The following is a 25901-nucleotide window of genomic DNA, read 5'->3' as shown; positions in this document are numbered from 1 at the left end:
CTCCAGTTATTCGAAATTCATGTCAGCATCCTTTAATAAGGGATGTTTGGTATCTTTCTCTGATAAGATTGGTGTTGTCGTTGGCCAATCTATTCCAAGAGCAGGATCATTCCAAGCAATGCCGCGGTCATGCTCAGAAGAATAATATTCATCCACTTTATATAAAACTTCTGTATTAGGAACTAATGTACAAAAACCATGTGCGAAACCTATAGGAACAAGGAGCTGCCTCTTATTCGCGGCGCTGAGGATAACTCCACCCCATTGCCCAAAAGTTGGAGAGTTTTTACGTATATCTACAACTACATCATAAATAGCTCCAGCAGCAACACGTACTAATTTAGTTTGTGCTTTAGGGTTCAATTGATAATGGAGACCTCTGAGGACTCCCGGTTCTGCGGATAAAGAATGGTTATCTTGAATAAAATTATAATCAATACCTGCTTGCTTAAAACTTGCACTGTTATAGCTTTCCATAAAGAACCCGCGATTATCACCAAAAACTGAGGGTTCAATAATTACAACATCTTTTATTTCGGTTGGTAGTATTTTCATATGACACCTCTATAATTTTAGCTTTCCGAATTCTTCGCCAAATAATAAATCTTTAGCTAGTTCATTTGCCTTTGCTAAAGAATCGTGGGTGCCGGCATCAGTCCACCAACCTTGCAAAATATCATAGGTTAGCTGTCCTCTTTGAATATAGGAGTTATTCACGTCAGTTATTTCTAATTCCCCACGACCGGATGGCTTCAGAGTTTTAACAATGTCAAACACTGAACTATCAAACATGTAGATACCTGTTACTGCATAAGAACTTTTAGGACTCTTTGGCTTTTCTTCTATAGATACAATTTTTTCACCTTGTAGTTCAGGTACTCCATATCTTTTCGGATCATGTACCTCTTGTAAAAGTATTTTAGCACCAACTTGTTGATTTTTAAAATTGGCAACATAGGAAGTAATGCTATCAGAAAACACATTATCCCCCAAGATAACGACCATTTGATCGTTGCCAACAAAATGTTCTGCCAAGTCCAGGGCTTGAGCAATACCTCCAGCTTCGTCTTGAACTTTATAAGTAAAAGTTACACCCATGTCACGTCCGCTACCCAGCAAATTAACTACATCACCCATATGTTCTTTTCCGGTTACGATAAGAATGTCGCTAATGTCCGCTTCCTTTAATTTTGCAACAGAATGAAAAATCATTGGGTATTTACCTACTGGTAGTAAATGTTTATTTGTTACTTTAGTTAATGGGTATAATCTTGAACCTGTACCACCCGCAAGTATAATTCCTTTCATGTGGGCCTCCTCCTTATTAATCGATAGTTTCTCAGATTTGTCGAGTGCAAAATCTTATGTTTTCTTATTCAAGATATAGTAGACAATCCAATTAATACTGAACCTAGAACAATAAAAATTACTCCACTTATTTTATACTTTGTAATTTTTTCGTGAAGTAATGTATACGATATTATTAAGGTCCAAATATAAGTTATTGAGGTTAGGGGAAGTACTAATGTATAAGGTAATTTTTTTAGAGCAAAGATATTCAAAAGTGCACTTAAAAAATATAGTATACCGCCAATGTACAAAAACTTATTAAACAGTATTTGGACTAGTGTATCACTTCTTGAAGACGCTATTTTAACAAAATATCCCCCAAATGATCCCATCAAAGTAAACAAAATAAAAAGTGCGATGTAACTAATCATCACTACCCCCAATAAATATAACACCTAATAAAACAAAGGCAACACCTAAATATTTCAACAAATTAATATCTTCATGAAGTAATAAACTTCCAAAAATCATAGCGAATATATAACTTGTACTAATCATTGGATGAAGTACAGAAAATTTTCCAAATTTAAAAGCAAAAATCATCAATAAAGCACCAATACCATAAAGAATGAAACCAATGACTAGCCAAAATAAAAGTTCACCATGAGACAATTTCCAAAATAACTGTCCTAATGATATAAGTAATGATGATAATATTATTAACAATATTCCTTTTTTATTTTTCACAATAGAATTTATAATATTCTGCATCTTCACGTTCCTACTGTTTTTTTTTAGATATTTTTGGGAAGTTGTTGTTTTTTTACACTTAATTCAACATAATCTTTATCCTTTCGAGTAAACAGCTCATAGTAAAGATACTTTAATAATTTTATCCCTGTAGGGATCGCTTTGAAATGGGTTTCTCCTGCAATTCTGGGAACCTCTGTTGTTGGGAACTCAACTCTTCTTATTTTAAACTTATACGATCTTACAACCATTTCAATATCAATAGATAAACCATAATCTAATGGATCAATTTTTTTAAATGCATTAACAGTTGCTCCTCTAAAACCATGTAAAACATCCCAGACCATTTTTCCTTCTCTTTTGAAGATTAATGATGCAACAATTGCGAGAGCTTTCACAAACCATTTTCTGGGTTTTAATAACTTTGTATCTTCTTCGTTTACAGCTCCTTTTATGGATCTACTTCCAACAACAAGTTCATATCCTTCATTAAAATATTTTCTGAATTTTAAAGTATCCGAAACTGGTATCGTTCCTTTAGGATGGAAAAAAATTAGTGCATCAGTCGTACATTTTTCAAATGCAAACCTACAAGCTGGATTCAGCCCTTTTTTGGGTTGTTTATATACAGTAATGCCCTGATTTTGCAAATATTCAATAGTTCCATCACTACTACCACCATCTACAGCATATATTTCATCAAACATCTCTCTTTGTATTAATGGTATGTCATGCTTACAACCTTCTAATTCATTAAATGTCAATAAACATAATGTGATTTTCATATAATTATCTCCTTATAATTTACCAATTAGGAAATCGGCTAGATTCAATCCTTTTTCAACAGCTACATCCGAATTCATATGTTCCCATTCACCCCAACGACCTAAACCATAAACAAACTTTGATTCAGACCATTCTCTAATAGCATTAATTGATTTAGGTTTTTCAATAGTATTTAAAGGATATGCGTACTTATTCGTATGCTTCCAATTAGATCCTGAAATACTTCTTTTTGAATTAGTTTCTGTCCAATAACCTATTGAGTTTGCACAAAAATTTTTCCTATAAAGTATTCTATGATGAGAGATTGATTCATCAGGAATATAAGTCCAATGTGCACTTGTATCAACAGACTCATCATAATAAGTCACGTCTATTGAGTTATATTCAAGTGTATTGATTTCATTTATTATCTGGTCTGGTATTCCAATTGAACCTACTAGTTCAATCCATGGGATAGTATTAATAATAATCTGAGCCTTATATTTATTATTGATTACAAGAGTATTGAAATCAACACTTTCTACACTTGTATTGAATTCTATATTATCCTTAATTGCGGTTGCCATGCGATTCCAAACCTCGCCATAACCAAAATTCTTCGGATAAAGAAAATGAGCATGTGCAGGAATTGTACCACTTTGCTGCTTTTTCAAGCAACTCTCCAAAGTATCTCTAAAAGAAACATCAGGTAACTTATACAACCAATAAGTTCCTAATCGATCTAGGTCTATCGATTGTATTTTGTTATTGTAAGGAATCATATATTCCTCCGCAATTTTATTACCTAATTTCCAATAAATCCAATCTTTAAATTTATCTGGCATGGGTTTGTTATTATTACAACCGGCTTGTGAAATTGAGATTAAGTACTCAATTTGTTCATCAGCTGGAAGTTGCCATATATTTGACTCAAAAGGATAATCAATTTCATTTTCTCTTATGATAATTTTTGATATTCTTTCGAATTTATTCCATTCATCTTCCGGTAGAAACTTAAATAAAAAATCAAGAACATTTTTTTTTCTTACGTCTAAAAAATGCCCTCCTCCAATATCAAGTGGACTACCATCAATATCTTTGCTTCTGCATAGTCCACCTCCTATGTTTTCTTTTTCAACTATTAAAAAAGAGGTCTCTCCATTCTCTAGCAAGCGATGGGCAAAACTTAATCCTGAAGGTCCAGCACCTAAAATAACATATTTAAATTCCTTATACATCTCTAATCTCCTTTTCTAATTAGCATTTTTTCAATGGCAATATTTTCATTACTTTGCAATGTAATAAAGTCAATATTTTCACTCATCCATTCCCATTGAGAACTAATTCTTATTAGATAGTCTTCATAATTATTTGAAGGCACTAACTCAAAAGATATAACAGATTTATTAGGGCCGTAGGCCAAAAGAACATTTGACTTTTTATCAGATTTTATTCTTAAATGAATATAGTTTCCCGTTGACTTATCAATATTAGAATCAATACCGATTTTAATAGCAACATTTTTATTTATTTTTTGTTCAGAGTTAATAATAGTTTTTAATACTTCTGTTTTAAGTACTGATTTATTGGAATCATAATTGGCCCAAATATAAGGAAGCTTTAATAAATCGAAATTTTGATAAATTCCTTTTATAGGTATCAAACTATTTTCTTGTTCTACAAGTGATACACTATTTATTTCAAAAGTTGAATTATCCGGTGGATCGAATCGCAATTCACTCAAAATATTTTTGCTCTCACTCACAGGAATAGGTATATATACAACATTTTGGTTTTCGGTTATTTGTACAGTTCTAATGTCATCTTTATTAAAATCTTTATTGTTAAACGAATAAAAGACTTGCAGATCACCAGATTTTGATACATTATATTTTACCTTCAAAAACCAAAATTTGTTTTGCTTTAATAGTAAATTTTTTTCTATTTGAAGAAAATTTGAAAAGTAGGGGTCATTTCCATTATTACTAACTATTAATTTATCTTTAGAATTGGGTTGAACAACAACATTGTGTAATTGTATTTCATTGAAATTTTTAAAATTAATATTTTTTTCTTTCTCTTCATTTATGTTAGTACTTGAATCTTTATTTGACCATATTTGGAAATTATCAATAGTACCTAGAGGTTTATAATTTTTGTATATAAGTTCAGCAATTCGATAACTTCTTATCTCGTTTGGTACATTATCCAAATAATCCCAAAAATTCCCTTGTTTGAAAATTACGTACGGTATCTTATTTTTATTGATATAATTTGTTAATTTATTTACTTCAATCTTTTGAACTGGATCTGAGGCATTATAGACTGTTGGAATTATATATGTTAATAGTTCTTTATTTGAACCTACATATAACATTGGGTTATTTGTAAACTCAAAAAATGTTTGATCTTTAGATAAATTAGTATTTAAGAAATCAGATATATTTTTGTATTGACTATCATTAATGCTTACTCTACTTTCCTTATTAACATAATTTTTAAAACTAAATAATGAATCATTTTTAATTTGATGTGAAAGATTTGTAGGGACAAAAAGAATATAAATCACTAATATTCCTAAAAATAGAACTAAATTTTTATTTTTAGTAAACTTATTCAAAAAACTTGGAATGCACAAAGCAAGAAATCCAAACAAATAAGGATTATAAATTTCCATTAAGCTATGTCTTTGAGTTGATCGGATAGACATAATAAGTGAAAATACAGATAATAAAATAAGTGAGATTTGTAGTGAGTTAAAATTTTGCTGACCTTTTTTAGTAAATACTCTGTAAGAAAACCAAGTTACATAAAATAAAGATACACTTGGTAAAATTACGTATTGAAGAACAACAGTTGGCGAATAATTTTTTATAATAGTAGTATAAGCTTGCACTGCAGCTTGAAATCTCACAAATTGAAAATTTAATATGAATAAATCTTTTATTGACTGTCCGGAATATACTATTAGTAAAATTGCTAATGTTGTACATAATCCAAATACTATAAAAAAAGAATTAATAAGTTCTCTTAAATCTATTATTGTTTTTTTATCTTTTGAAATCATCCTATTAATAAATACTAATAATATTATTCCAAAAGATGAAGCTAATAAAGCTACACCAAAATCTACCCTCCACAGAAACATTAATGCACAAATTATCCAATAAAAATATAATTTTACTTTTGTAATGCCTTTAGTTAGTAAGCTTCCTAATAATAATGCTGGAATTATTGAAATTGCAAAATATATAGAGAATAATTCTTGAATAGGTAGACATAACACAATTAATACCGCTATCAAGGGGCTCATTACTTTTTTAATGATAAAATATAATAAAACGAAACTGAAGACAACAAACATCCAATTCCAAAGCCATGTCTCTACTGGTCTATAACCATTAAAAAAAGAATAAGCCATTTGGAAAATCATACTTGATAGACCATGAGTCGGATAAGTATGAATAAATGGGATATGATTGAATGAAAATAATTGTTGATTGGTTATTAAATCTTCACCGTCATGAAACATATCAAACTCAGTTTTATTTATAAAAGATGTATAATTATTAAACAATACAAATGTTGCAATAATTATTGGAAAATAAATATTATAAATGGCTTTAGAAATATTAAATTTTAACTTTCTTTTTATTATATATATATAAGTTAAAACGCTAAAAAATAGGAGAAAAATAATAATGATTAAACTAAAGATTCGAGCAGGAATATTTAGATAAGCTGATAACATAAACTGAATTTCATTTGAAATCGGTATAGAGAATGGAATAAAAATAATTGGAATTCCAGATATTATTATTGCTTTGTTTATTAAAGAAAACGAAGTTTTGCTTTTAATTTTTTTGAGAAATTTATAATATATTAAATGAATAAAAAGCCAAGTAAAAGCAATTACAAATAAATGTTTGTAACTAAACTTAAAATCCCCGTTAGTAACTACCCAATATAAAAATATACAAACAATTGGCAATAAAAAACCTAAAATATTAATATTGTAATTTGAGAATGGATTCAATCGAAAATATTTATTTTTGTTTTGAAAAAAAAGAACTTTGAAAAACATAACTGTAATGACTAAAGTTAATAAAAAAATTAATAGTGATAAAATTATTAAATGAATATTTTGGTTGCCTATTATATACAATAATATAAGACAGATTGAAAAAGCAGATAATATTGCTATAACATTTTTTTCTATCATAAGATTACTTATTATTTTGGGTTTAAGAATATTATTGATCCATGAGATAAAAAATAATAAAAACAAGAGAAGGATTGTAAATATTAGTAATAATTTTATATAATTAAAAGTTCTAAGCGATGCATCAACGCCATCCATAACTACAATTCCTATACTTCTATCGGTAAAAGAATGCAATGAAATATCCAGATTTTTAAATATCTGAATAGTAATTAATAAACTTATTAATAAACTTAACATCAAAATCCATGGCTCAATTTTTGGTATATTAGTACCAATATTTTTTTTTGTTAATTTTGATGGCCTCATGACTTTTATTCTACCCTTCATTTTGGATATACCAACTATAGGTTTGTTTTATTCCTTCTTTTAAAGAAGTTGATGCTCTCCACCCTAACTTTTCAATTAAAGAAATATTCAATAATTTTCGAGGAGTACCATCAGGTTTTTGAGTGTTATAAATAGTTTCACCCTCATAACCAATTACCTCTTTTATTATTTCAACTAATTCACGTATGGTAACATCTATTCCTGTACCAATGTTAATACATTCTCCGATTTGATGAGCATCAACATTTTTCATCAAATATAAACAGGCATCAGCTAAATCATCAACGTATAGAAATTCACGTCTAGGAGTCCCGCTTCCCCAAATTTCAACGATGTTGTTATTATTTTTCTTCGCCTCATGAACTTTCCTAATTAAAGCAGGTAAGACATGGGAATTTTCTAAATCAAAATTGTCATTTGGGCCATAAAGATTTGTGGGCATTACGGAAATAAAATTAGTACCATATTCACGATTATAAGAGGAACACATTTTTAAACCTGCTATTTTTGCTATAGCATATGGCTCATTAGTTGGTTCTAAAGGACCTCCCAATAAATACTCTTCTTTAATGGGTTGCTCAGCAAATTTAGGGTATATACAAGAACTGCCAAGAAACATTAATTTCTTGACCGTTCCTGATCTATATGCCGCTTCAATAATATTAGTCTGTATCATTAAATTATTATAAATAAATTTTGCTGGAAAATTATTATTCGCTTGAATTCCACCTACGTATGCAGCTGCTAAAAATACATATTCCGGTTTTTCTTTGTTAAAAAAAGCTTCAACTTCAAATTGCTTTCGCAAATCGAGTTCGCTACTTGTACGATAAATAAGATTTGTAAATCCCTCTTTTTCTAGACTCTTAATTATTGCCGAACCTACTAAACCACGATGACCTGCAACATATATTTTTGAATTTTTATTCAAAATGTTCACTCCAATTACATTAATTTTCATTGTAATGCGGTACGTCAAAACCATTTTCTAAGCAAAATATATCTCTTTTAACTGACAATATATCTGAAGCAACCATATCCTGTACTAACTCTGAAAGACTGACTCTAGGAAACCAATCTAATTTATGCTGCGCTTTAGTTGCATCGCCAATCAAAAGATCTACTTCAGTCGGTCTAAAAAATTTAGAATCTACTTCAACTAAAACTTCTCCAGTATTACTATTAATGCCTTTTTCATTAATTCCTTTTCCTTCCCAAATAATTTCGATACCGATCTCTTTAAATGCTAATTCCACAAAGCTTCTGACGGAATGTGTTTTATTTGTCGCAATAACAAAATCTTCTGCTTTATCTAACTGCATCATTTTCCACATTGCTTCGACATAATCTTTAGCGTGACCCCAATCTCTTTTTGCATCAAGATTCCCAAGAAGAATTTTTTTCTGCAAACCAAATTTAATTCTTGCTACTCCTCTGGTAATTTTTCGAGTTACAAAAGTTTCCCCACGTAGAGGAGATTCATGATTAAATAAAATACCATTACAAGCATATATATTGTAAGCTTCCCTATAGTTTACAGTTATCCAATAAGCGTATAATTTGGCTGCCGCATACGGACTTCGAGGATAAAAAGGAGTTCTTTCAGTTTGAGGAACTTCTTGAACAAGTCCGTAAAGTTCACTTGTTGATGCTTGATAGAATTTAGTTTTTTCTGTTAATTGTAAAATCCTAATTGCTTCTAGTATTCTTAAAGGTCCCAACGCATCTGAATTCGCAGTATACTCAGGAGTTTCAAAAGAAACTTGCACATGACTTTGTGCAGCTAAATTATATATTTCGTCAGGTTGAGTTTCTTGAACAAGCCTAATTAAGTTGGTAGAGTCCGTCAAATCACCATTATGAAGAAAAAAGTCCTTTTCTCCTTCTTTCCTACAAAGGTGATCTATTCTAGCTGTATTTATTAATGAAGTTCTACGTTTAATTCCATGAACGATATAACCTTTATTTAACAACAACTCTGCTAAATATGCACCATCTTGACCTGTTACTCCTGTAATAATTGCAGTCTTTTTCATGTTATATTTTTCTTCCTCTCAAATCTCTTTAATTTTATCCAATATTTTCATCATTAACCCACATAAGTATTTCATCCCAATTTAAGCTTAATCTAATAATATCTTCTTCAATCAATTCACACCCCATTTGAACTTCTATAAATTCAATACCCTCTTCTGACTTTATCGCATGTTTTGAACCAGCAGGTATTTTTAAAACATCCCCTTGAGAAATATGATAATAATTATTATCTAAAATAAATTCGCCATCACCAGAAATAATAGTCCAAACCTCATTCCTTTTATGATGAACTTGATAACTTGAGTTCTTTCCTGGAAGTATATTAATTCTTTTTGTTAATACTTCAGTTCCATTTTCCAATTTTTTATAATCTATAACTCGATACCATCCCCAACGCCTTTCTTCATACATTGGCCTTGAAGTAGATCCTTTAATAATATCTTTAATTTTGGGACTTTCTTTTTTATCAGCGACTAGAATTCCATCAGGACTTGTAGCTACTATTACGTTTGATACACCAAGCACTATAACAGGAATGTCTATTTCATTAATAAGATGAGTGTTATTTGAATCCCCGCTAATGATTCCTCTACCAAGAACATCAGTACTCATTTCTTCAGTCAGAGTGTTCCAAGTCCCTAAATCTTTCCATAATCCATTATAGGGAAGAACAGCTATTTTCTTAGCACTTTCTACTACCTCATAATCAAAACTAATCTTGGGCAATTTACTATATTCTCTTTGTAAAATGTGATAGTCCAATGGTAAGTTTTTTTCAACTAATAGTTCTAACAAATATTTCAATTTAAAAGCAAATACGCCGCAGTTCCACAATCCATTTTTAGAAATTAACTCTTTCGCTTTTGTTTCACTAGGCTTTTCTATAAAAGATTCCACTGCAAAAAAGGAAGAATAGGTGTCGATTTCCGTTGGTACTATATAACCATACTTTTCAGATGGATAAGTCGGTCGTACACCCATTAAAGCAATATCTATATCGTTTTCAATAATTGATTCGAGTTTTAACAAATCTTCAAAAAAATCATCTTCAACATAAGGGTCTACAGGCAATACACAGATTACTTCGTTTAAGTTAATTTGCTTTACTGAATAAAGAAAAGATGCAGCTAGTGCAATAGCAGGAAAGGTATCTCTTCTTTCCGGTTCTACAATCAATGGTACCTCAAGACCTAGCTGATTTTGTAACATTTCTACTTGGGACTTACTTGTAGTAATGTATGAATTCTCGCAAAGATTATATTTATTTAATTGATTCCAAACTCTTTGTAACATTGATTCTAACTCGTTATTATCATTTTTCAAGACTTTCAAAAATTGTTTAGAACGAGAATCATTTGATAAAGGCCATAATCTTTTACCAGAACCACCTGAAAGCAAAATAAATTTCATTTGATATCCATCCTAATCTCTTATTTCTGTAACATTTCAACTTTCATAAAATCTATTGTTTTATTTATTCCTTCTTCAAAGGATATCGATGGTTTCCAGGATAATATATTAAGAGCTAGGTTTATATCTAGTATATTTTTTGGAACATCTAATTTTCGCTCATTTTTAAAATTTACTTTCAGTTTTATATCTAATTGTTTTTCAATATATTGAATAATTTGCAGTAAAGACTTACCTTCTCCACTTCCAATATTAAATATTTTTAATGAGGAATTATTATTAACTACCAATGATGCCGCTTTTGCAACATCAGTTACATAAATATAATCTCTTACTACAGAACCATCTCCCCATATTTCTATTACTTCTCTATTAAGTGCTTTATTAATAAAAATGCCTATTGCACCTTGACTTCCTATTATTGGTTGCCTTATTCCGTATGGATTTGAAACTCTTAAAATAGCATAATCTAAACCATATAAATAAAAGTATAACATTAAATACTTTTCAATAGTAAGTTTATGAACTCCATATGAACTAATTGGGTTAGTTACATGTTTTTCATTAATTGGAATATTTTCAGGTATTCCATAAACTGTTCCCCCCGAAGAAATAAAAATAACTTTTTTAATTTTTTTTATTCTTGCAATTTCTAACATACGAAGAGTAGAAATAACATTTGATTCTATGTCCTTATCGGGACTTTCATTAGAAGTTTGGGGAATAGTAGTACTTATCACATGAAAAATAACTTCCATTTCATCTAGTGCATTTTCTACATCACTAGCTTTACAGAAGTCTCCTTGATACCATTCTACATCTCTTGATAAATAATTAGATCGAGTTCTCCCAAAAGCCCTAACTTTATTATCCTGTGATAAAAGTTCGTCGCAAATATGTGAACCTATAAATCCACCACCACCAAAAACAATACAATTCATTTTATTATTCCTCCGAAATCTCTGTATCCTGAAGAAGAATTCTATTAGATTCCAACAATAATGTAGCTATATTTAAATTTTAGTTCCATATATCTATCAAATTATCTACATAATGTTCTACTTGGTTTGGCACTTGAATGTTTTCAGTAAGTTTATTTAATAACTCCCGGTTATTAGCAATTTTAACTAAAATCGACGAAAGTTCCTCTGAATCTCCAGCTTTAAAAGTATAACCGTTGACACCATTATCAACTAAAGATGATAAACCTCCTAAATCTGAAACAACCAATATTCGCTTCGCAGCTTGAGCTGATAATGCAGTTAACGGAGTGTTCTCATACCATAAAGATGGCAAAACAACTACATGTATATCTTCAAGAACTTCAGGAAACTTCTCTTGTGGAAATGTGCCGCGGAACTGGATTCTGTTATCATTCGCAGCCAGTTCTACTAATTCGTTATAATATTCTTCTTTTTCTGCTGCTCCCCAAATGTGCAATTCTATTTTAACATTCGCTGGAAAGTGTTTGCTAGCCTCTATTAATACTTGTGGGCCTTTGGATTTTCTTAAAGTTCCTATAAATGCAACTTTTAATACCTCTTCCGATTTGGCTAAAGGTAAGCCAATTAGACCTTTAGCTCTTTCAGGTATCGGAAATGGTAAAATAAATTCGTTATCATTTCTCATTCCATTATCATGAAATATTTGCTGAATGAATTTATTTGACCAGATAACTCCATCTATTAAATCAAAAAGCTTTTTGTGAATTACTGTTCTATTTGTTAAAATTGATTTACATTCACCTGCTGTTTTGTTAACCATTGTCGCTAACCATGGGAGTTTTTTAGCGAGTTTAAATTTAATAGGTACTCTAGGCATTCCTTTTGAGTAAGCATCACTTAAGCAAGCAAAACACCCATTACCTGACGGTCCACTACATAATGTATCGTCATATCTTATTAGTTGATAAGTTGGACACAAAAGCCAAAAATCGGTAATGGTTATATAGAAAGGAATTAGCATTTCTTTGACAATTTTTGCAAAAGATGCAGTTAATCTCATTAAATGAAATGAATGAACCACGTCCGGTTTCCATTCTTCTAAAATTGTTCGAAAACTGCTTTGTAATTTTACGTCATCTGATTCTCGAACTAACCGTTCGATTTGGTCATGGGGGTTAGGAATATATAATTTATATATAGGAAATTCATTATACTTCATTGTTTCAATAGTGATTTCATTAGGGACTGAATCGCCTGGTAGTATCGGTTCTACAGTTATTATTGCAACATCATTACCACGCCGCCTTAACTCTTCTGCAATTTCTAACGTCAATATTTCAGTACCGGTATAAAATCTAGGAAAAAATTGATGGCATGCCAGCATTACTCTTGACAAATTAAACACCTCTCGAATTAGCAGTAATCATCTCTTCAAGATTTGATGGAATATTTCCATTTGCTTTGTGGCTAACATAAACTTCCCCAAATAATCCGCCTTGCATACTGGCTGCAATCTGATCAATTACACTTAATAATTCTTCATTTTTACAATTCGGATAATTTTCTTTAATATAGGATAGTACGTATCGCATATGATTTTCAAAAGTTTTCTTAATTCCTAGTTTTAAAACTTTATCAAATGAGCCTCTTTTTAAATTTTTAAATGCAATCCATACAAATTTTTTTATTAACGAATTTTTGAATACAGACCTTAAATAAGATGTGTTTTGTCTTAACGTATTGTCCATTTTACTACTAGTTACCTCATTATACATCTCATTTATAAGATCAGTTGTTTCTTTAGAAATAACCATTACATCATTATAATCTAAGAAAGATAAATCTTGTTTAGTACGCCCGAGAATTTCTGCACAAACAATTGTATCGATAATAGCTCTTTTAAAACGATATTCAGAACTTCTGTTATGTGAATGATGTACCTTAACTTCAGGATTATAAAGTACTTTGTGTCCATTTTTCATAACTTCCATAGCCCATGCCATATCCTCACCAAATGGTACATCTGGAAATGGATATTTTAATAAATGATCTCTTGAATAAATTGCACAGACATTATCAAATCTAATTCTTCTTAATGCATCATCAAAGGATAATGAATCGAGTATTTCCATAGATTCAATTGATTGAATTACGGGCTTGTCACCTAAATACTGGGAGTGATAATCCACTTCAAATCTTGCAAATAAATCGGCATCCATATGAGGAACTTGTTTACCATAAGCGGCAACTATATCATATTCATTAAAAGAATCTGTAAGATGTTGGATCCATTTATTACCTATAGGAATAGCATCTTGAACCATTAAAATTACTTTAGCGTGTTTAGCAAGCTTTACAGCTTGATTTCTAGTTCGACTATGATGGAAGTCCTTTGAGTCAATTATAGTTACTTCTGCTCCTACTGCTATTGCATTATGAACCGTTTCATCTTTAGAACCTGAATCTATCACAATAATTTGAATTTCACCACTATATTCTTGAGTTACTAGAGAATTTAAGCATTGTTTAAATATTTCTCCACCATTAAATGTGGGAATAATAATACTAATACCATCATTCACTTGTCCACCACTTCTCTCAAATAAATATTTATTATTTTTTAAAGAAATGTCCTATTTTTCGTAGACCTTTCGTTATTTTCCATGAAGTAGAGTTCATTAAATCATTTAATGTTTTTTGTAAGCTATTTGATTTTTCTGAAAGATCTGTAATTAATCCATTTAAACTACTAACTATTTCTTCTTTTTTTTGTAGTACATCTAATGTGTTTTTCAGTTGTTCATCCTTATTTTTTAAATTTTCAATTGTATTATTCAATAGTTCATCTTTTTTATTCAATATCATAATCGTATTGTTTAGTTGCTCATCTTTTTTCATTAATAGTTCAGCCGTAATATTCAGTATTTTATCCTTTTCTTTTAGATCATTTTGTAAAAATTCACTAACTTCTACTAAGCGATTTATAAACTTTTCTTTCTCATCCAATTTTTGTTTATTCTCATAAGAATTATCTGTTTCTATTTTAAATTTCCTATTTGTTTCAATCAATTCATTTTTAATGTATTCTATATGTTGGTTAGCCTTGACAATTATTTCAGGAATATCCTCAAGTACCCGCATCATTATACGTAAATACCTTTTTTTGTTATTATCGCTCAGTAATATTCCATCCAAACTTAATTGTGGATCATTTGTAGTACAAAAAAAACAGTAGGAGCTGCTCTTTAATCGTAGAATACCATTTTGTTCAACTAATCCAGAAAAGCAATTTTCTTCAGACCAAATCATTTGTGATGTAGGATCCTTTATAGCATGAGGATCATCATCAAATATAATTATTTTATTTATATCTACATAGGCCATCTTATTAATAGGATCTAAGCGAAGCTTAGACCCCGCCCCTTCAGGTATAACAATATCGTAAGTAATATAATCATTGCTGTTAATAAGCGGTATTTTTAATGAATGCTCCTCTTTGTATAGTCCATTGACTTCCCAGAAAACCTGCAAATATTCATTAAATAAATAATCAGGTTTATTTGTAAGCTGATTACTATATTCTTCTATGCTTACGTCCTGTTTTCTTTTTGAAACTGTAACAAATTGATAAACATGTGCGTTTTCTTTTTGCTTCAGATATCTTTCAACAGATTCAGGTAAGTTTGAATATTTTTGTTTAAATTCTGTTTGTTCAGGTAATGCAAAAGTAGCCAACCACTCAACAGGAAATAGTCCAGATTGTTCCAATAAATCAAGAACACTATTTTTTGTAAAAAACCTAATATGGGTGTCATCAAGCAGTCCAATTTGATTATAGTTGAATTTTCCTTCTAATAGCTCCATAATAATTGCACTATGACTAACATTTGGTATTGAAGATATCACTGTGCCATTCTCTTTTAAAAAGTCCAATGATACTTTTAAAACTTCCCACGGATTATACAAATGTTCCAATACATCTGCATAAATAATATGGTCAAACTTATGACCTTCTAAATCCTTGACCCATTCTAAGGTATCAAGATTAGAAATGATCATCTTATCACAATATATCTTTGCTTTTTCAGCGGCATTTTTGTCTATTTCAACACAGAAAATCTCACAACCTAATTCTTCCTTCATATACCGTGTCATTGAACCCGTGGCAGGACCGAACTCTAAAACTTTAGAATGTTCAGAAATCCTGTGAAGTATTATGCTATGTGAATTATTTGTGTTCATATTTATTCCAAAATCATATTTCGACATATTAGCCACCTCCAACTGACCATTGATGATCAATATATGTTAGACCTTCTGCGAAGTATTCTCCAGAATGAACCATAAAATATTTATATCTACTCTTATAGTCAAGATTAACTACTGCTGAACTTTCATAAAATCCAACGTCCACAAAATATGTCCCAGGCAATAGATCAAAATTGTTATAGGATAAGATCAATTTATATTCTCCAGGCTCGCTGGGAAGCGGATATTCATCGAGTTTTGTATTCAGACCACAAACATACGTATTTTGTTTATCATACAACGCAATCCCGCCTACAATACCTTCCATAGTTGATAAAATAGTGAAATTAACCTCTACCGTTATGTCCTCTCCATAACTAAAATTTTTTTTGATCTTCCCGTCAATATCTAGAAAAGTAACATCATTTATAGATAAAATTCTTTCCGTTTTCTCTTCCTTATGTTCTAGAGTAACATTAGAATCGTTTCCGAATTTCATAAAATCCTGATATGCATTAGTAACACTGTTAACATCACCACGCAAGTGTATGTGCCCATCCATCATCCATATAGCTTGATCACAAAAGTTTCTCATAGAGTAGGTATCATGACTTACAAATAAAATTGTTTTTCCTTGACTTTTAAACAACTTCATCCTTTCTATACACTTCAATTGGAACTGCATATCACCAACTGCTAAAGCTTCATCAATGATTAATATATCTGGATCTACATTAACTGCACATGCAAAAGCCAAACGAAGAAACATCCCAGAAGAATAAGATTTCACTGGCTGATCAATGAATTCTCCAATCTCAGCGAATTGTTCTATTAATGGCATCTTCTCCAAGATTTCTTTGGTTGAAATCCCCATAATTGCTGCACTCATGATAACATTTTCTCGTCCTGTAAATTCAGGATTAAATCCACTTCCAAGTTCCAATAAGGCCGAAACACGACCGTTAACTCTTACCTCTCCGGATGTTTTAGATAATGTACCGGCAATAATTTGTAATAATGTGCTTTTCCCGGAACCATTTCGGCCGATTATTCCAATTGTCTCACCTTTCTTAATGTCAAAAGAAACATTGTGGAGTGCCCAAAACTCTCTAAAAAACTTTTTTCTCCCACGAAAAATGCCTTGTTTTAGACGATCTTGTGGACGATCAAATATTTGGAAACATTTACTCAAGTTGTTTATAGTAATTGCAAAATTAGAGGACATCTGCAAACCCTCCTCTTGTTTTTTGAAACCACGCATATCCTAAAAAAGAAATAATAAATCCGATAATTGTTCCTATAATAAGCCATTCCCAATTGGGATACTGACCCCATATGATAACTCTACGCATATCTTCTACTACATAGCTTATAGGATTAATTGAATATATGAATTTTAGATTTGACGGAATAATTGATATAGGATAAAAAATCGGACAGAGGAACATTAATGCTTGAACTCCCAAACCAATAAATTGACTTGTGTCTCTCAAATAAACACCTAATGAGGAGAAAAACCACCCTAATCCTATTGTCAAGAGAACAATGGGAATTAAAATTAATGGTATGAAAATTATTGTCCAATTAATAATGCCTAATAATATAATTAGTCCGACTAGTAAAATTGTAAGACTAATGATCATATGAACAAAAGAAGAACACAAAGCAATAACTGGTAATACTTCTAAAGGAAATACGACTTTTTTTACATAATTCACATTATTAACTATAAGTCCTGGGGAACGTGTGACAACCTCGGAAAATAGATTGAAAGTTGTTATCCCACAAAATAGGATTAGAGCAAATTCAACTTTATTATCGCTACCTGTATCCCACCTCGCATTTAAAACGACACTAAAAAAGTAAGTGTAAATAAATAACATAATAACCGGATTAAGAAAAGACCAAAGTAATCCTAGATATGAACCACGATAACGCCCAACTATCTCCCGCTTTGTGAAGTGCTTTATTATGTTGCGATTTTCCCATAATTTTACAACAATACTTATTGGGGAATATGGATTAGACATTTTAATTAAAACTCCTTTGTGTATACCTAAATATAATGTTCATGTTTCTGATATCTATGAGCTAAGATGTTAAAGAAGTTCATATTTATCAGGCTGTACTTATTTGAGATCGAGTTATAGCAATTGGATTTATTAAGAATTTTTTAAATTAGTTACATTGTTTCAGCCACCCTATATAATTCACAATTATTGGCCGACGTTATAATTATCGAAGCAATTATCGAACTAATTGCTAAAAGGTAGACCCTCCATAAAGGCCAGCTGGTTCTTGTATGGAAAGCAGTATTGGTCACCGCAAATCCGAAAATCTACTGAAACTGACAATATTCAACAAAAAAACAAGTAGAACTCATACGATATTTTATCAGATGTAAATAATAAATACTATAGTGATATTCTTCCGCAAAATTGTTGGGCCAACATATGTTAATTAGGGACTTTTATAAACTAGCACATATGTGCGGAACATAGAAGTTAACTGGAAGCAAAATTCTAAGTAGTTTTGATTATTCTATTTTAGAAAACTTAATAATTTTGCTATACTTATATTTGATATAAAAATCCATCAACAACAAGAGGGGTTTAGAGCCTCTTTTGTCGAATATATAGTGTAAGGAACCATTTCAAAAAAAGCTGCTCTTGGAGGTGTTCAAAGTTATATCAGAGAGCAGAGAACCAAAAGATTCTGCCCGGCGATTTCTTCCTACTATTTCGAAGGGAAAGCTTCGGAAGATAACCGCTAGGCAACCCTAGTAAAGATGATCCCTTGATGGCGTCCGCGATCTATGGGTTATGTCCATGCTTGCCGAAACCGGCGACTTGACCCGGCTCTCGCGTAGGCAGTATAAGGCACTATTCTTTCTGCCTATTTTGCAATGGTTGTTTTAAGAATCGCCATTCGCTTCGTGTGGTTGTCGTAAAGGTAAGCCTTAATTATTTACTTTGGACCTTCAATATTTTATGTTAAGATTATTGTCGAAATAAAGAAAAAAGGAGAAAATAAATGTCCTACAAAAATCCCAACGCTTCGACAATAAAATCAAACCAAGACGGCCAAAAATCCTCACTTCTTTTCTGGATTTTATCAGCCTTCACCGCTCTTTTTTTATTTTGGGCCCCTTTTCAAAAAGGACTATTTAACGGTAACACTTATGAGTTTGAAAGACCTATTTACAGTTCGTTCGTCTGGGCCTTCATTATATTATTCATTATGTCTATATTTCTGTTTTACAATTGGAAACTGAACAAGCAATCGGATTTATTAAGTTTGGTTATTTGGTTAATCCCCATTACTTTTGTTATTTCGTCAATTTTCGCGGCATCTTCTTATTACGCAGTTAATATGATATACATTCAATTCGCATACAGTGTATTTTTCCTTCTTGGAATTTATATTAGTAATAATAACCTAGGAGCATCCATTGTTCGTAACAGTATTATTTATTCAGCTTATTTCATCGTTATTTTTGGCTTGTTTAATTGGTTTGGAAATAAAGAAGCGATATTTAAGCTTGTAAAATGGTTTTCAGCCGATATGATCCAGCCTTTCTACCAGGATGCTGTCATGACTGACGCTAATGGGGTACGTCTAACCTCTGTATTCCAATATGCCAACTCATATGCTGCCTTTCTTATAGCAGTACTATTATGCTCATTGTACATGATCGTCATCTCTAGAAAGTGGTCTTCACTTTTGATTCATGGCATCATGGTTGTACCTATTATCATCTCCTTTTTTCTTACTTTATCACGTGGAGGTTTGGTCATACTTCCTGTTGTGTTATTGGCAGTGCTTCCATTTTTAAAACCTTATAAACAACTGGTCTATATCATTCAAATGGCTGTTTCGTTTATTATTTCCTTTATCATACTAAACAAAATTACAAATGTAGGAATTGAACTAAGTAAAAACTTCGTCTCCGGTCTTTCGCTGCAAGGCTGGGGCGTGCTGCTCCTTGCTTCTATTATTAATGCAGCACTGGCTTTATGTATTATGAAATACATTGCCCCATATATTCAAACCAAGCTTCTACCGCTCACTAAGTACCGCTTATCCAATGTTATACTTCCTATTGGTGCGGTAGTTATCGGTACTTTAATGGCATTGCTTTTATTTAACGATACAGGGCTAACGAAACTTTTACCGGAAAACATCAAAACACGTATTGAAAATATTAACTTTCAACAGCACAGCGTTCTGGAAAGAGGAACCTTTTACTCGGATGCCATAAAATTGTTTAAAGACTACCCTGTTTCTGGCGCCGGCGGAGGAGCTTGGTCAGCATTATATGAGAAGTATCAAAACAACCCTTACGTTAGCCGTCAAGCGCATAATTTTTTCTTACAATATTTAGTGGAAGTCGGTATTATTGGTCTGATCGTTTTATTATTCATGATTGGATGGATTTTTTACCTATTTATTAGAAATCAGTTGAAAAATGACTCGGAATCCAACAACCCCCGATTCATTTTCTACATTGTCACAATTTCGTTACTTATTCATAGTATGATTGACTTCGACCTGAGTTATGTATATTTAGGGATCCTTCTATTCCTGTGTCTGGGCGCTATGATATCCAATATTGATGTGGGACAGCTCAGCGGCAAGTGGACGGCCATCAACAAATACAAATGGATTTACCCGAGCGTATTAATCATCTTTGCGCTGGTCATGTTTTTTAATTCGACCCAGCTGTTAAACGCCAACAGCAATTTCCGAGCCGCGGATTCATTGGGCCAGAATAACAAGAGTATTAATGAAATTTTCGTACCGTTGAACAATGCGCTGAGCCAACATCCGTATCACCCGCAGTATGCCGACTTTAAAATCGATATTTTACTGCAAGCTTATTCCCAAACGAAAGATGAGCGTTACTATAATGATGCAACAGCATTAATTCAGCAAACGTTACAACGGGAACCTCGAAACCGATTTATTATAGAGAAAAAGATTTCCGCCATGTCCGTGAAGGGACAACTGCCGGAAGTACTTGCTCTGATAAATAAAGAGATGGTTAACTTCCCGTGGGATATTTCGTTTTACGAACGAAGCATCACGATCGGCTTTGAGTTAGGCGAGAAAGCACGTCAGGAAAAAAACAACGCTCTTAAAGATCAGTATTGGAATCAAAGTATTGAAGTGTATAAGCAAGTCCAGGCAAAAACGAAGGAGCTCGAAGCGCTCCCTAAGGAACAGCTTCAAGGCCGAGCGTTCGGACTGACAAAAAACATGGCACTTGCTCTCGGAAATATTGATCTGATTCGAGGCAATTACGCAGCAGCCGAAAATTTCTTCAAATTCCAATTAACGGACCAATTTGATGATCCGTTAAATAAGCAAATGGCCCGATCGTATCTGGCCACACTTCAAAAGCAAAACAAAAACGATCAAGCTCTGTTGAACAAGCTGATCGCCAAAGATCCGAAAGAAAAAGATGAAATTATTAAGCTTGTGAACGCAACTTTTTAAGCTTAAACACGTTCTATTATTTGGTAGCATTATTTTTTACAAAATGCTACCACTATTAGTTGATAGATGTTAGAATAAGTTCTGTGTCTCTTGCAATTTAGGCTTTATGGTCTTACCAGTATCGCCTAGGAAGGAGGTGAATGATAGAATGGCGAATTCAAACAAGCAACAATCTTCACACAGAGAAAGAAATAGGAGGAGAAACCTAGTGTTCAATCGAGTTTCCGTTAAGAAAATTTCTGCAATGCTTTCATTAATGCTTATTATCGCGATCATGGTTCCAGTAATGGCTTTCGCGGCTAACATTGGTTTTTCCAAGCTTACTTATAAGGACGGTACCGTATCCGGAACTGTGTATACTGACGTTTATGCCGTTGGGGAAAAAGACGGTGTTAAAGATGCAGTATATGTTAACGTATATGGTGGCGGTTCGCTGGTAGTTAGCCCGTTTACGGCTACGTACAGCACCTATGCAGACGGCAAATACTACTATGATTTTTCGAAATCAGTAACCAACTGGCAAAGTAAACTGGATGTTAACTCCACAGTTTATTACGACGGTACTGTAACAACTTCAGCTTACCAATCCGTTAATAACGATTCCAGTGGTTCCACGACTCGTCGCGGCGGTGGTGGTGGTGCTGCATTTATCGGATCCGTTGACGGTTCGATTTCCGTTAGCAGTGATGGTTCCGTAAACGCAAGTGCCTTGGCTAGCGCTTTGGCGAATGGTTCGGTTACCTTGAAGCTTGCCGGTGATTTAGCTTTAATCCCTGCCTCTGCTCTTGTTGACGCAAGCGGAAAAACAATCACCATCGTAAACGATAATGGCAGCATCATTCTTCCGATTTCCGTATTGAAATTAGAAGAATTGGCTAAAGCATTGGGTATTGACGTAAACGATCTGATCATTAAAGTTTCCATTACCAAAGTAACTGGCGCAACTGCTGACGCTGTTAGTGCTGCTGCAACTGCACTTGGCGGTACTCAAGTAGCTGACGCTGTTGACTTTGCTGTCGTTGCTGTCGGCAAAGACGACAAAACGGTTGCTGTTGACTTCGGTAAAACTTATGTTTCCCGTACGTTAAATGTTGCTAAAAATGTTGATTCCAAACATGCAACTGGCGTTATGTTCAACGATACTACAAACAAATTGAGCTTCGTTCCTTCCACATTCGCAACTGCTGACGATAAAACTGTTGCTACGTTGAAACGTAACGGCAGCAGCATCTACACAGTTGTTGAATTGAACAAAAGCTTCGCAGACGTTGCTTCTCACTGGTCCAAAGCCGATGTTGAGCTTCTGGCTAACAAGCTGGTAGTCGACGGCGCATCTGCAACAGCTTTCGAACCGGAACGCAACATCACTCGTGCCGAGTTTGCTGCACTTGTTGTTCGTGCTCTTGGTCTGACTCAAGCTCCAACAGCTGCGAACTTTAAAGATGTAACGTCCGATGCTTGGTACGCTAGCACTGTAGCAACAGCTACTTATGCTGGTATCATCAACGGCTACGAAGATAACACATTCCGTCCTGATGCTCAAATCAACCGCGAAGAACTTGCTGCTATGGTCATCCGTGCAGTTGACTACGCGAATGTAGCAACAAACGTAACTGATGTTAACTCCGTACTTGGCAAGTTCAAAGATGCCGACAAAATTGTTTGGGCTCAAAAAGAAGTAGCTGCTGCTGTTAACGCAGGTATCATCAACGGTTTGACTGATACTACAATCGGTTCCGCTGAAAAAGCTACCCGCGCTCAAGCTGCAACTATGTTGAAGCGTTTCTTGGGTCTTGCAAGCTTCATTAACTAATCATCGATTTAGGAGGACTCGATACTATGGTATCGGGTCTTTTTTTTATAATGACAGAAAGTATAAGTTTTCAGCGGAGCTGAAGCTTTCTGTCATTGCAAGAAAACCTACATTTAAATCGCGGTCGCTCATCCTGGAAATGCCTCGATAGAGGTTTTCTTATATTTGTGTCTGTAAAAGCTCTCCCGAAACGCTCGTACAATAATTACCCAATTGCAACCTTATTTAAACATTTGTCGTAACTCTCTTTCTAACATGCACAAAGATCCCCCTTCAATTTTTAATCGAGAGGGATTATAAGATTTCATTAAATTGCGGCAATGTTCCGGTTGTCTGTTCTTGCTCTCTTTGTTACAAGCTCCTGCAAGTAGGATGCCAATTCCGATTGCATATCTCCTCTCTGCAAGGCCATCTCCATAATAGCCTTTACATACCCGATTTTATCGCCGATGTCGTAACGCTCTCCGTTTAATTCTAACGCCAACAAGCCTTCACTTCGGCAAATCATCCGCAGCGCATCAGTCAGTTGGTACTCATTCCCCGCGCCTCTTTCGATCTTCTCAAGCGCACTGAAAATGGATGGCATTAAGATGTATCTTCCCATGATGGCCACATTGGACGGAGCCTCATGCGGCACCGGCTTTTCTATAAGGTCACGTACCTGGTATGTCCGGTTATTCGGCTCGTCCGCCGATAAAATTCCGCATTTGCTCACTTCCTCATGAGGTACCTTCTTAACTCCTACAATTTGCCCGCCATGCGCTTCATATACATGCATCAGCTGCTTTAATGCCGGAGGGCTTGACATCATGATATCGTCGCCGAGCAGCACGGCAAATGGCTCATTCCCAACAAACGGTTTGGCGCAAAGGATCGCATGACCTAGCCCCAGAGGTTCCTTTTGACGGATGTAATGAATGTTTGCCATGTTCGGAATGTGTTCAACCTGCTCCAGCAGGCTCAGCTTTCCTTTCTCAAGGAGCGTCTGCTCCAGGTTCGACGGATTTATCAAAATGGTCCTCAATCGCCTTCTTATTGCGTCCCGTGACGATCAGAATGCTTTCAATGCCGGCTTGGACTGCTTCCTCGACTATATATTGAATCGCCGGTTTATCGACAATAGGGAGCATTTCTTTGGGCTGCGCCTTGGTAGCAGGCAATAATCGCGTACCTAATCCGGCTGCGGGAATAACAGCTTTTCTAATTTTCATAAGATTTCACTCCTTTATCCGATGTATGGAAAACGAGAAACCGGCTTCCCAAATAATTAATGAGAACGCTGGCCGATGTTGCAATCAGTTTGCAAACCGGCAAAGAAACGTTCATGTGACCGTATAACCAATCCAGAATCGCGGCAGCGGCTGTGAACGCCGCCAGATTGACGAGAATAAACCGCAAGGCTTCTCTAGAGTCCTGGCTCCTACTATCGCGAAATGTCCAGTTTCGGTTCCACATATAGCTGTTCACCATCCCGCATCCATATGAGATCCACTGAGCCGGTAACACCGTCATTCCTGCCGCGCTTAGAAGAGCAAACACGACAAAGTCGGCAACCGTATTAAACATTCCGACAATACCGAACTTCACCAGCCTGGACATCTGCTTACTCATAACGTAGTTCCAGCTGTCTTGCCATCGGCGGTTCTTTTTTCACCATCCCATGACATTCGCGTACGATGTATAGCGGCCGACCTTTTGTCTCATCATAGATACGTCCGACATATTCGCCCAATATCCCCAGCATTACCAGGACAAACCCGTTGAATATAAGAATAATGCCGATGCGGGAAGGCCAGCCTTTATTCGTCGAGGCTGTGAACAATGCCAAATACAGTACGTAAATCAAGTAGAGAAACCCGGCGCCTGACAAAAGCATTCCCGCATATCCGGCCAGCTTTAACGGCTTGGTGGAAAACGAAGTAAATCCATCTAAACAAAGTTTGATCATTCTTTTCAACGGATATTTCGTTTCGCCCGCCAATCGTTCGTCCCGCTCGTACTCGATTGCCGTTTGGCGAAAGCCAACCCAGCTTACCAAACCGCGGACAAAGCGATTATTTTCGGGCAGACGTTTCAGCTCCGTACACACTTTCCTGTCCATCAGACGGAAATCGCCCGTATCGACGGGAATGTCAATATCGCTTGACGCTCGCAGCATTCGGTAAAATGCGCTAGCCGACCATTTTTTAAACCACGACTCTCCGTTGCGCTTCTGTCTTTTCGCATAGATGACGTCGTAGCCTTCCTTCCATTTCTCGATCATGTCCCAGATCAGCTCCAGAGGGTCCTGAAGATCGGCGTCTATAATGATAACCGCATCCCCTTCCGCATAATCCATACCGGCCGTAATTGCGATCTGATGTCCGAAATTGCGGGAAAGATCGATCAGTTTAACGGTTTCGTCCCAAAGGCTGTATTCTTTGATAATCTCAGCGCTCCGATCTTTGCTCCCATCATTGACGAACAGAAGCTGGTAGGTCTCATTTGTCTCGCTCATCACCTTTTTCAGCCGTCAGTACGTTTCCTCAATAACAGCTTCCTCGTTATACATTGGAATGATTATGGAATATGTCACATTCGCTCCCATCTCCCA

Annotated in this window: 19 protein-coding genes and 2 pseudogenes; 2 read left to right on the top strand and 19 right to left on the bottom strand. The window is 34.0% G+C overall.

Annotation, left to right across the window (positions count from 1 at the left end):
• Positions 1 to 6: 6 nt before the first annotated feature.
• From rfbC to E1757_RS17555, 16 genes are all read right to left on the bottom strand, one after another.
• Complete coding sequence (gene rfbC, locus E1757_RS17630; RefSeq protein ID WP_133230436.1) at positions 7 to 555, bottom strand: dTDP-4-dehydrorhamnose 3,5-epimerase; 549 nt, start codon at positions 553 to 555, stop codon at positions 7 to 9.
• Positions 556 to 564: 9 nt separating this feature from the next.
• Entirely contained in the window at positions 565 to 1308 is a 744-nt protein-coding gene (locus tag E1757_RS17625; RefSeq protein ID WP_133230434.1) for a sugar phosphate nucleotidyltransferase, read from the bottom strand.
• Positions 1309 to 1376: 68 nt separating this feature from the next.
• The gene (locus tag E1757_RS17620; RefSeq protein WP_133230753.1) at positions 1377 to 1721 is read right to left on the bottom strand and encodes an EamA family transporter; all 345 of its coding nucleotides are present in this window, start codon (positions 1719 to 1721) and stop codon (positions 1377 to 1379) included.
• Positions 1714 to 2061, bottom strand: a complete 348-nt coding sequence (locus tag E1757_RS17615) for an EamA family transporter (RefSeq protein WP_133230432.1) — start codon at positions 2059 to 2061, stop codon at positions 1714 to 1716. Before E1757_RS17615 ends, E1757_RS17620 begins: the two co-directional genes overlap by 8 nt.
• Positions 2062 to 2084: 23 nt before the next feature.
• Complete coding sequence (locus E1757_RS17610) at positions 2085 to 2825, bottom strand: glycosyltransferase (protein ID WP_133230430.1); 741 nt, start codon at positions 2823 to 2825, stop codon at positions 2085 to 2087.
• Between the two features lie 12 nt (positions 2826 to 2837).
• Entirely contained in the window at positions 2838 to 4043 is a 1206-nt protein-coding gene (locus E1757_RS17605) for an NAD(P)-binding protein (RefSeq protein WP_133230428.1), read from the bottom strand.
• 2 nt (positions 4044 to 4045) lie between these two features.
• Positions 4046 to 7336, bottom strand: coding sequence for a hypothetical protein (locus E1757_RS17600; protein WP_133230426.1), 3291 nt, complete (start codon positions 7334 to 7336; stop codon positions 4046 to 4048).
• 10 nt (positions 7337 to 7346) lie between these two features.
• On the bottom strand, positions 7347 to 8288 hold the full coding sequence (locus E1757_RS17595) for a GDP-L-fucose synthase family protein (protein ID WP_133230424.1): 942 nt from the start codon (positions 8286 to 8288) through the stop codon (positions 7347 to 7349).
• Positions 8289 to 8307: 19 nt separating this feature from the next.
• Positions 8308 to 9393, bottom strand: a complete 1086-nt coding sequence (gene gmd / locus E1757_RS17590; protein ID WP_133230422.1) for a GDP-mannose 4,6-dehydratase — start codon at positions 9391 to 9393, stop codon at positions 8308 to 8310.
• A gap of 34 nt (positions 9394 to 9427) precedes the next feature.
• Positions 9428 to 10804 carry a sugar phosphate nucleotidyltransferase gene (locus E1757_RS17585; protein ID WP_133230420.1) on the bottom strand — a complete coding sequence of 459 codons (1377 nt, stop codon included), beginning with the start codon at positions 10802 to 10804 and terminating at the stop codon, positions 9428 to 9430.
• A gap of 20 nt (positions 10805 to 10824) precedes the next feature.
• Positions 10825 to 11745: an NAD-dependent epimerase/dehydratase family protein gene (locus E1757_RS17580; protein ID WP_133230418.1), complete on the bottom strand. Its 921-nt coding sequence runs from the start codon at positions 11743 to 11745 to the stop codon at positions 10825 to 10827.
• A 79-nt stretch (positions 11746 to 11824) separates the two neighbouring features.
• The gene (locus E1757_RS17575; RefSeq protein ID WP_133230416.1) at positions 11825 to 13144 is read right to left on the bottom strand and encodes a glycosyltransferase; all 1320 of its coding nucleotides are present in this window, start codon (positions 13142 to 13144) and stop codon (positions 11825 to 11827) included.
• Position 13145: 1 nt separating this feature from the next.
• A complete protein-coding gene (locus E1757_RS17570; protein ID WP_165972162.1) occupies positions 13146 to 14330 on the bottom strand; it encodes a glycosyltransferase family 2 protein in 1185 nt (394 codons plus the stop codon).
• Between the two features lie 31 nt (positions 14331 to 14361).
• On the bottom strand, positions 14362 to 16017 hold the full coding sequence (locus E1757_RS17565) for a class I SAM-dependent methyltransferase (RefSeq protein ID WP_133230412.1): 1656 nt from the start codon (positions 16015 to 16017) through the stop codon (positions 14362 to 14364).
• Between the two features lies 1 nt (position 16018).
• Positions 16019 to 17221: an ABC transporter ATP-binding protein gene (locus E1757_RS17560; RefSeq protein ID WP_133230410.1), complete on the bottom strand. Its 1203-nt coding sequence runs from the start codon at positions 17219 to 17221 to the stop codon at positions 16019 to 16021.
• Positions 17211 to 18026, bottom strand: a complete 816-nt coding sequence (locus E1757_RS17555; RefSeq protein ID WP_133230408.1) for an ABC transporter permease — start codon at positions 18024 to 18026, stop codon at positions 17211 to 17213. Before E1757_RS17555 ends, E1757_RS17560 begins: the two co-directional genes overlap by 11 nt.
• Positions 18027 to 19029: 1003 nt before the next feature.
• Here E1757_RS17555 and E1757_RS17550 point away from each other — a divergent pair.
• Together E1757_RS17550 and E1757_RS17545 are read left to right on the top strand one after the other, a co-directional pair.
• Positions 19030 to 21495 (top strand): O-antigen ligase family protein, encoded by a 2466-nt coding sequence (locus E1757_RS17550; RefSeq protein ID WP_133230406.1) that lies wholly within the window; start codon positions 19030 to 19032, stop codon positions 21493 to 21495.
• A 208-nt stretch (positions 21496 to 21703) separates the two neighbouring features.
• A complete protein-coding gene (locus tag E1757_RS17545; RefSeq protein ID WP_342774577.1) occupies positions 21704 to 23308 on the top strand; it encodes an S-layer homology domain-containing protein in 1605 nt (534 codons plus the stop codon).
• Positions 23309 to 23615: 307 nt separating this feature from the next.
• Here E1757_RS17545 and galU read toward each other — a convergent pair.
• From galU to E1757_RS17530, 3 genes and pseudogenes are all read right to left on the bottom strand, one after another.
• A pseudogene (galU, locus tag E1757_RS17540) lies at positions 23616 to 24519 on the bottom strand (UTP--glucose-1-phosphate uridylyltransferase GalU).
• A complete protein-coding gene (locus E1757_RS17535; protein ID WP_133230402.1) occupies positions 24509 to 24919 on the bottom strand; it encodes a GtrA family protein in 411 nt (136 codons plus the stop codon). The pseudogene galU and the gene E1757_RS17535 overlap by 11 nt, the downstream one beginning before the upstream one ends.
• Positions 24912 to 25895 (bottom strand): annotated as a pseudogene (locus E1757_RS17530) (glycosyltransferase family 2 protein). The gene E1757_RS17535 and the pseudogene E1757_RS17530 overlap by 8 nt, the downstream one beginning before the upstream one ends.
• Positions 25896 to 25901: the final 6 nt, after the last annotated feature.

Source organism: Paenibacillus piri, assembly GCF_004354045.1.
Lineage (GTDB): Bacteria > Bacillota > Bacilli > Paenibacillales > NBRC-103111 > Paenibacillus_S > Paenibacillus_S piri.
This window is presented reverse-complemented; position numbering and strand designations above follow the sequence as displayed.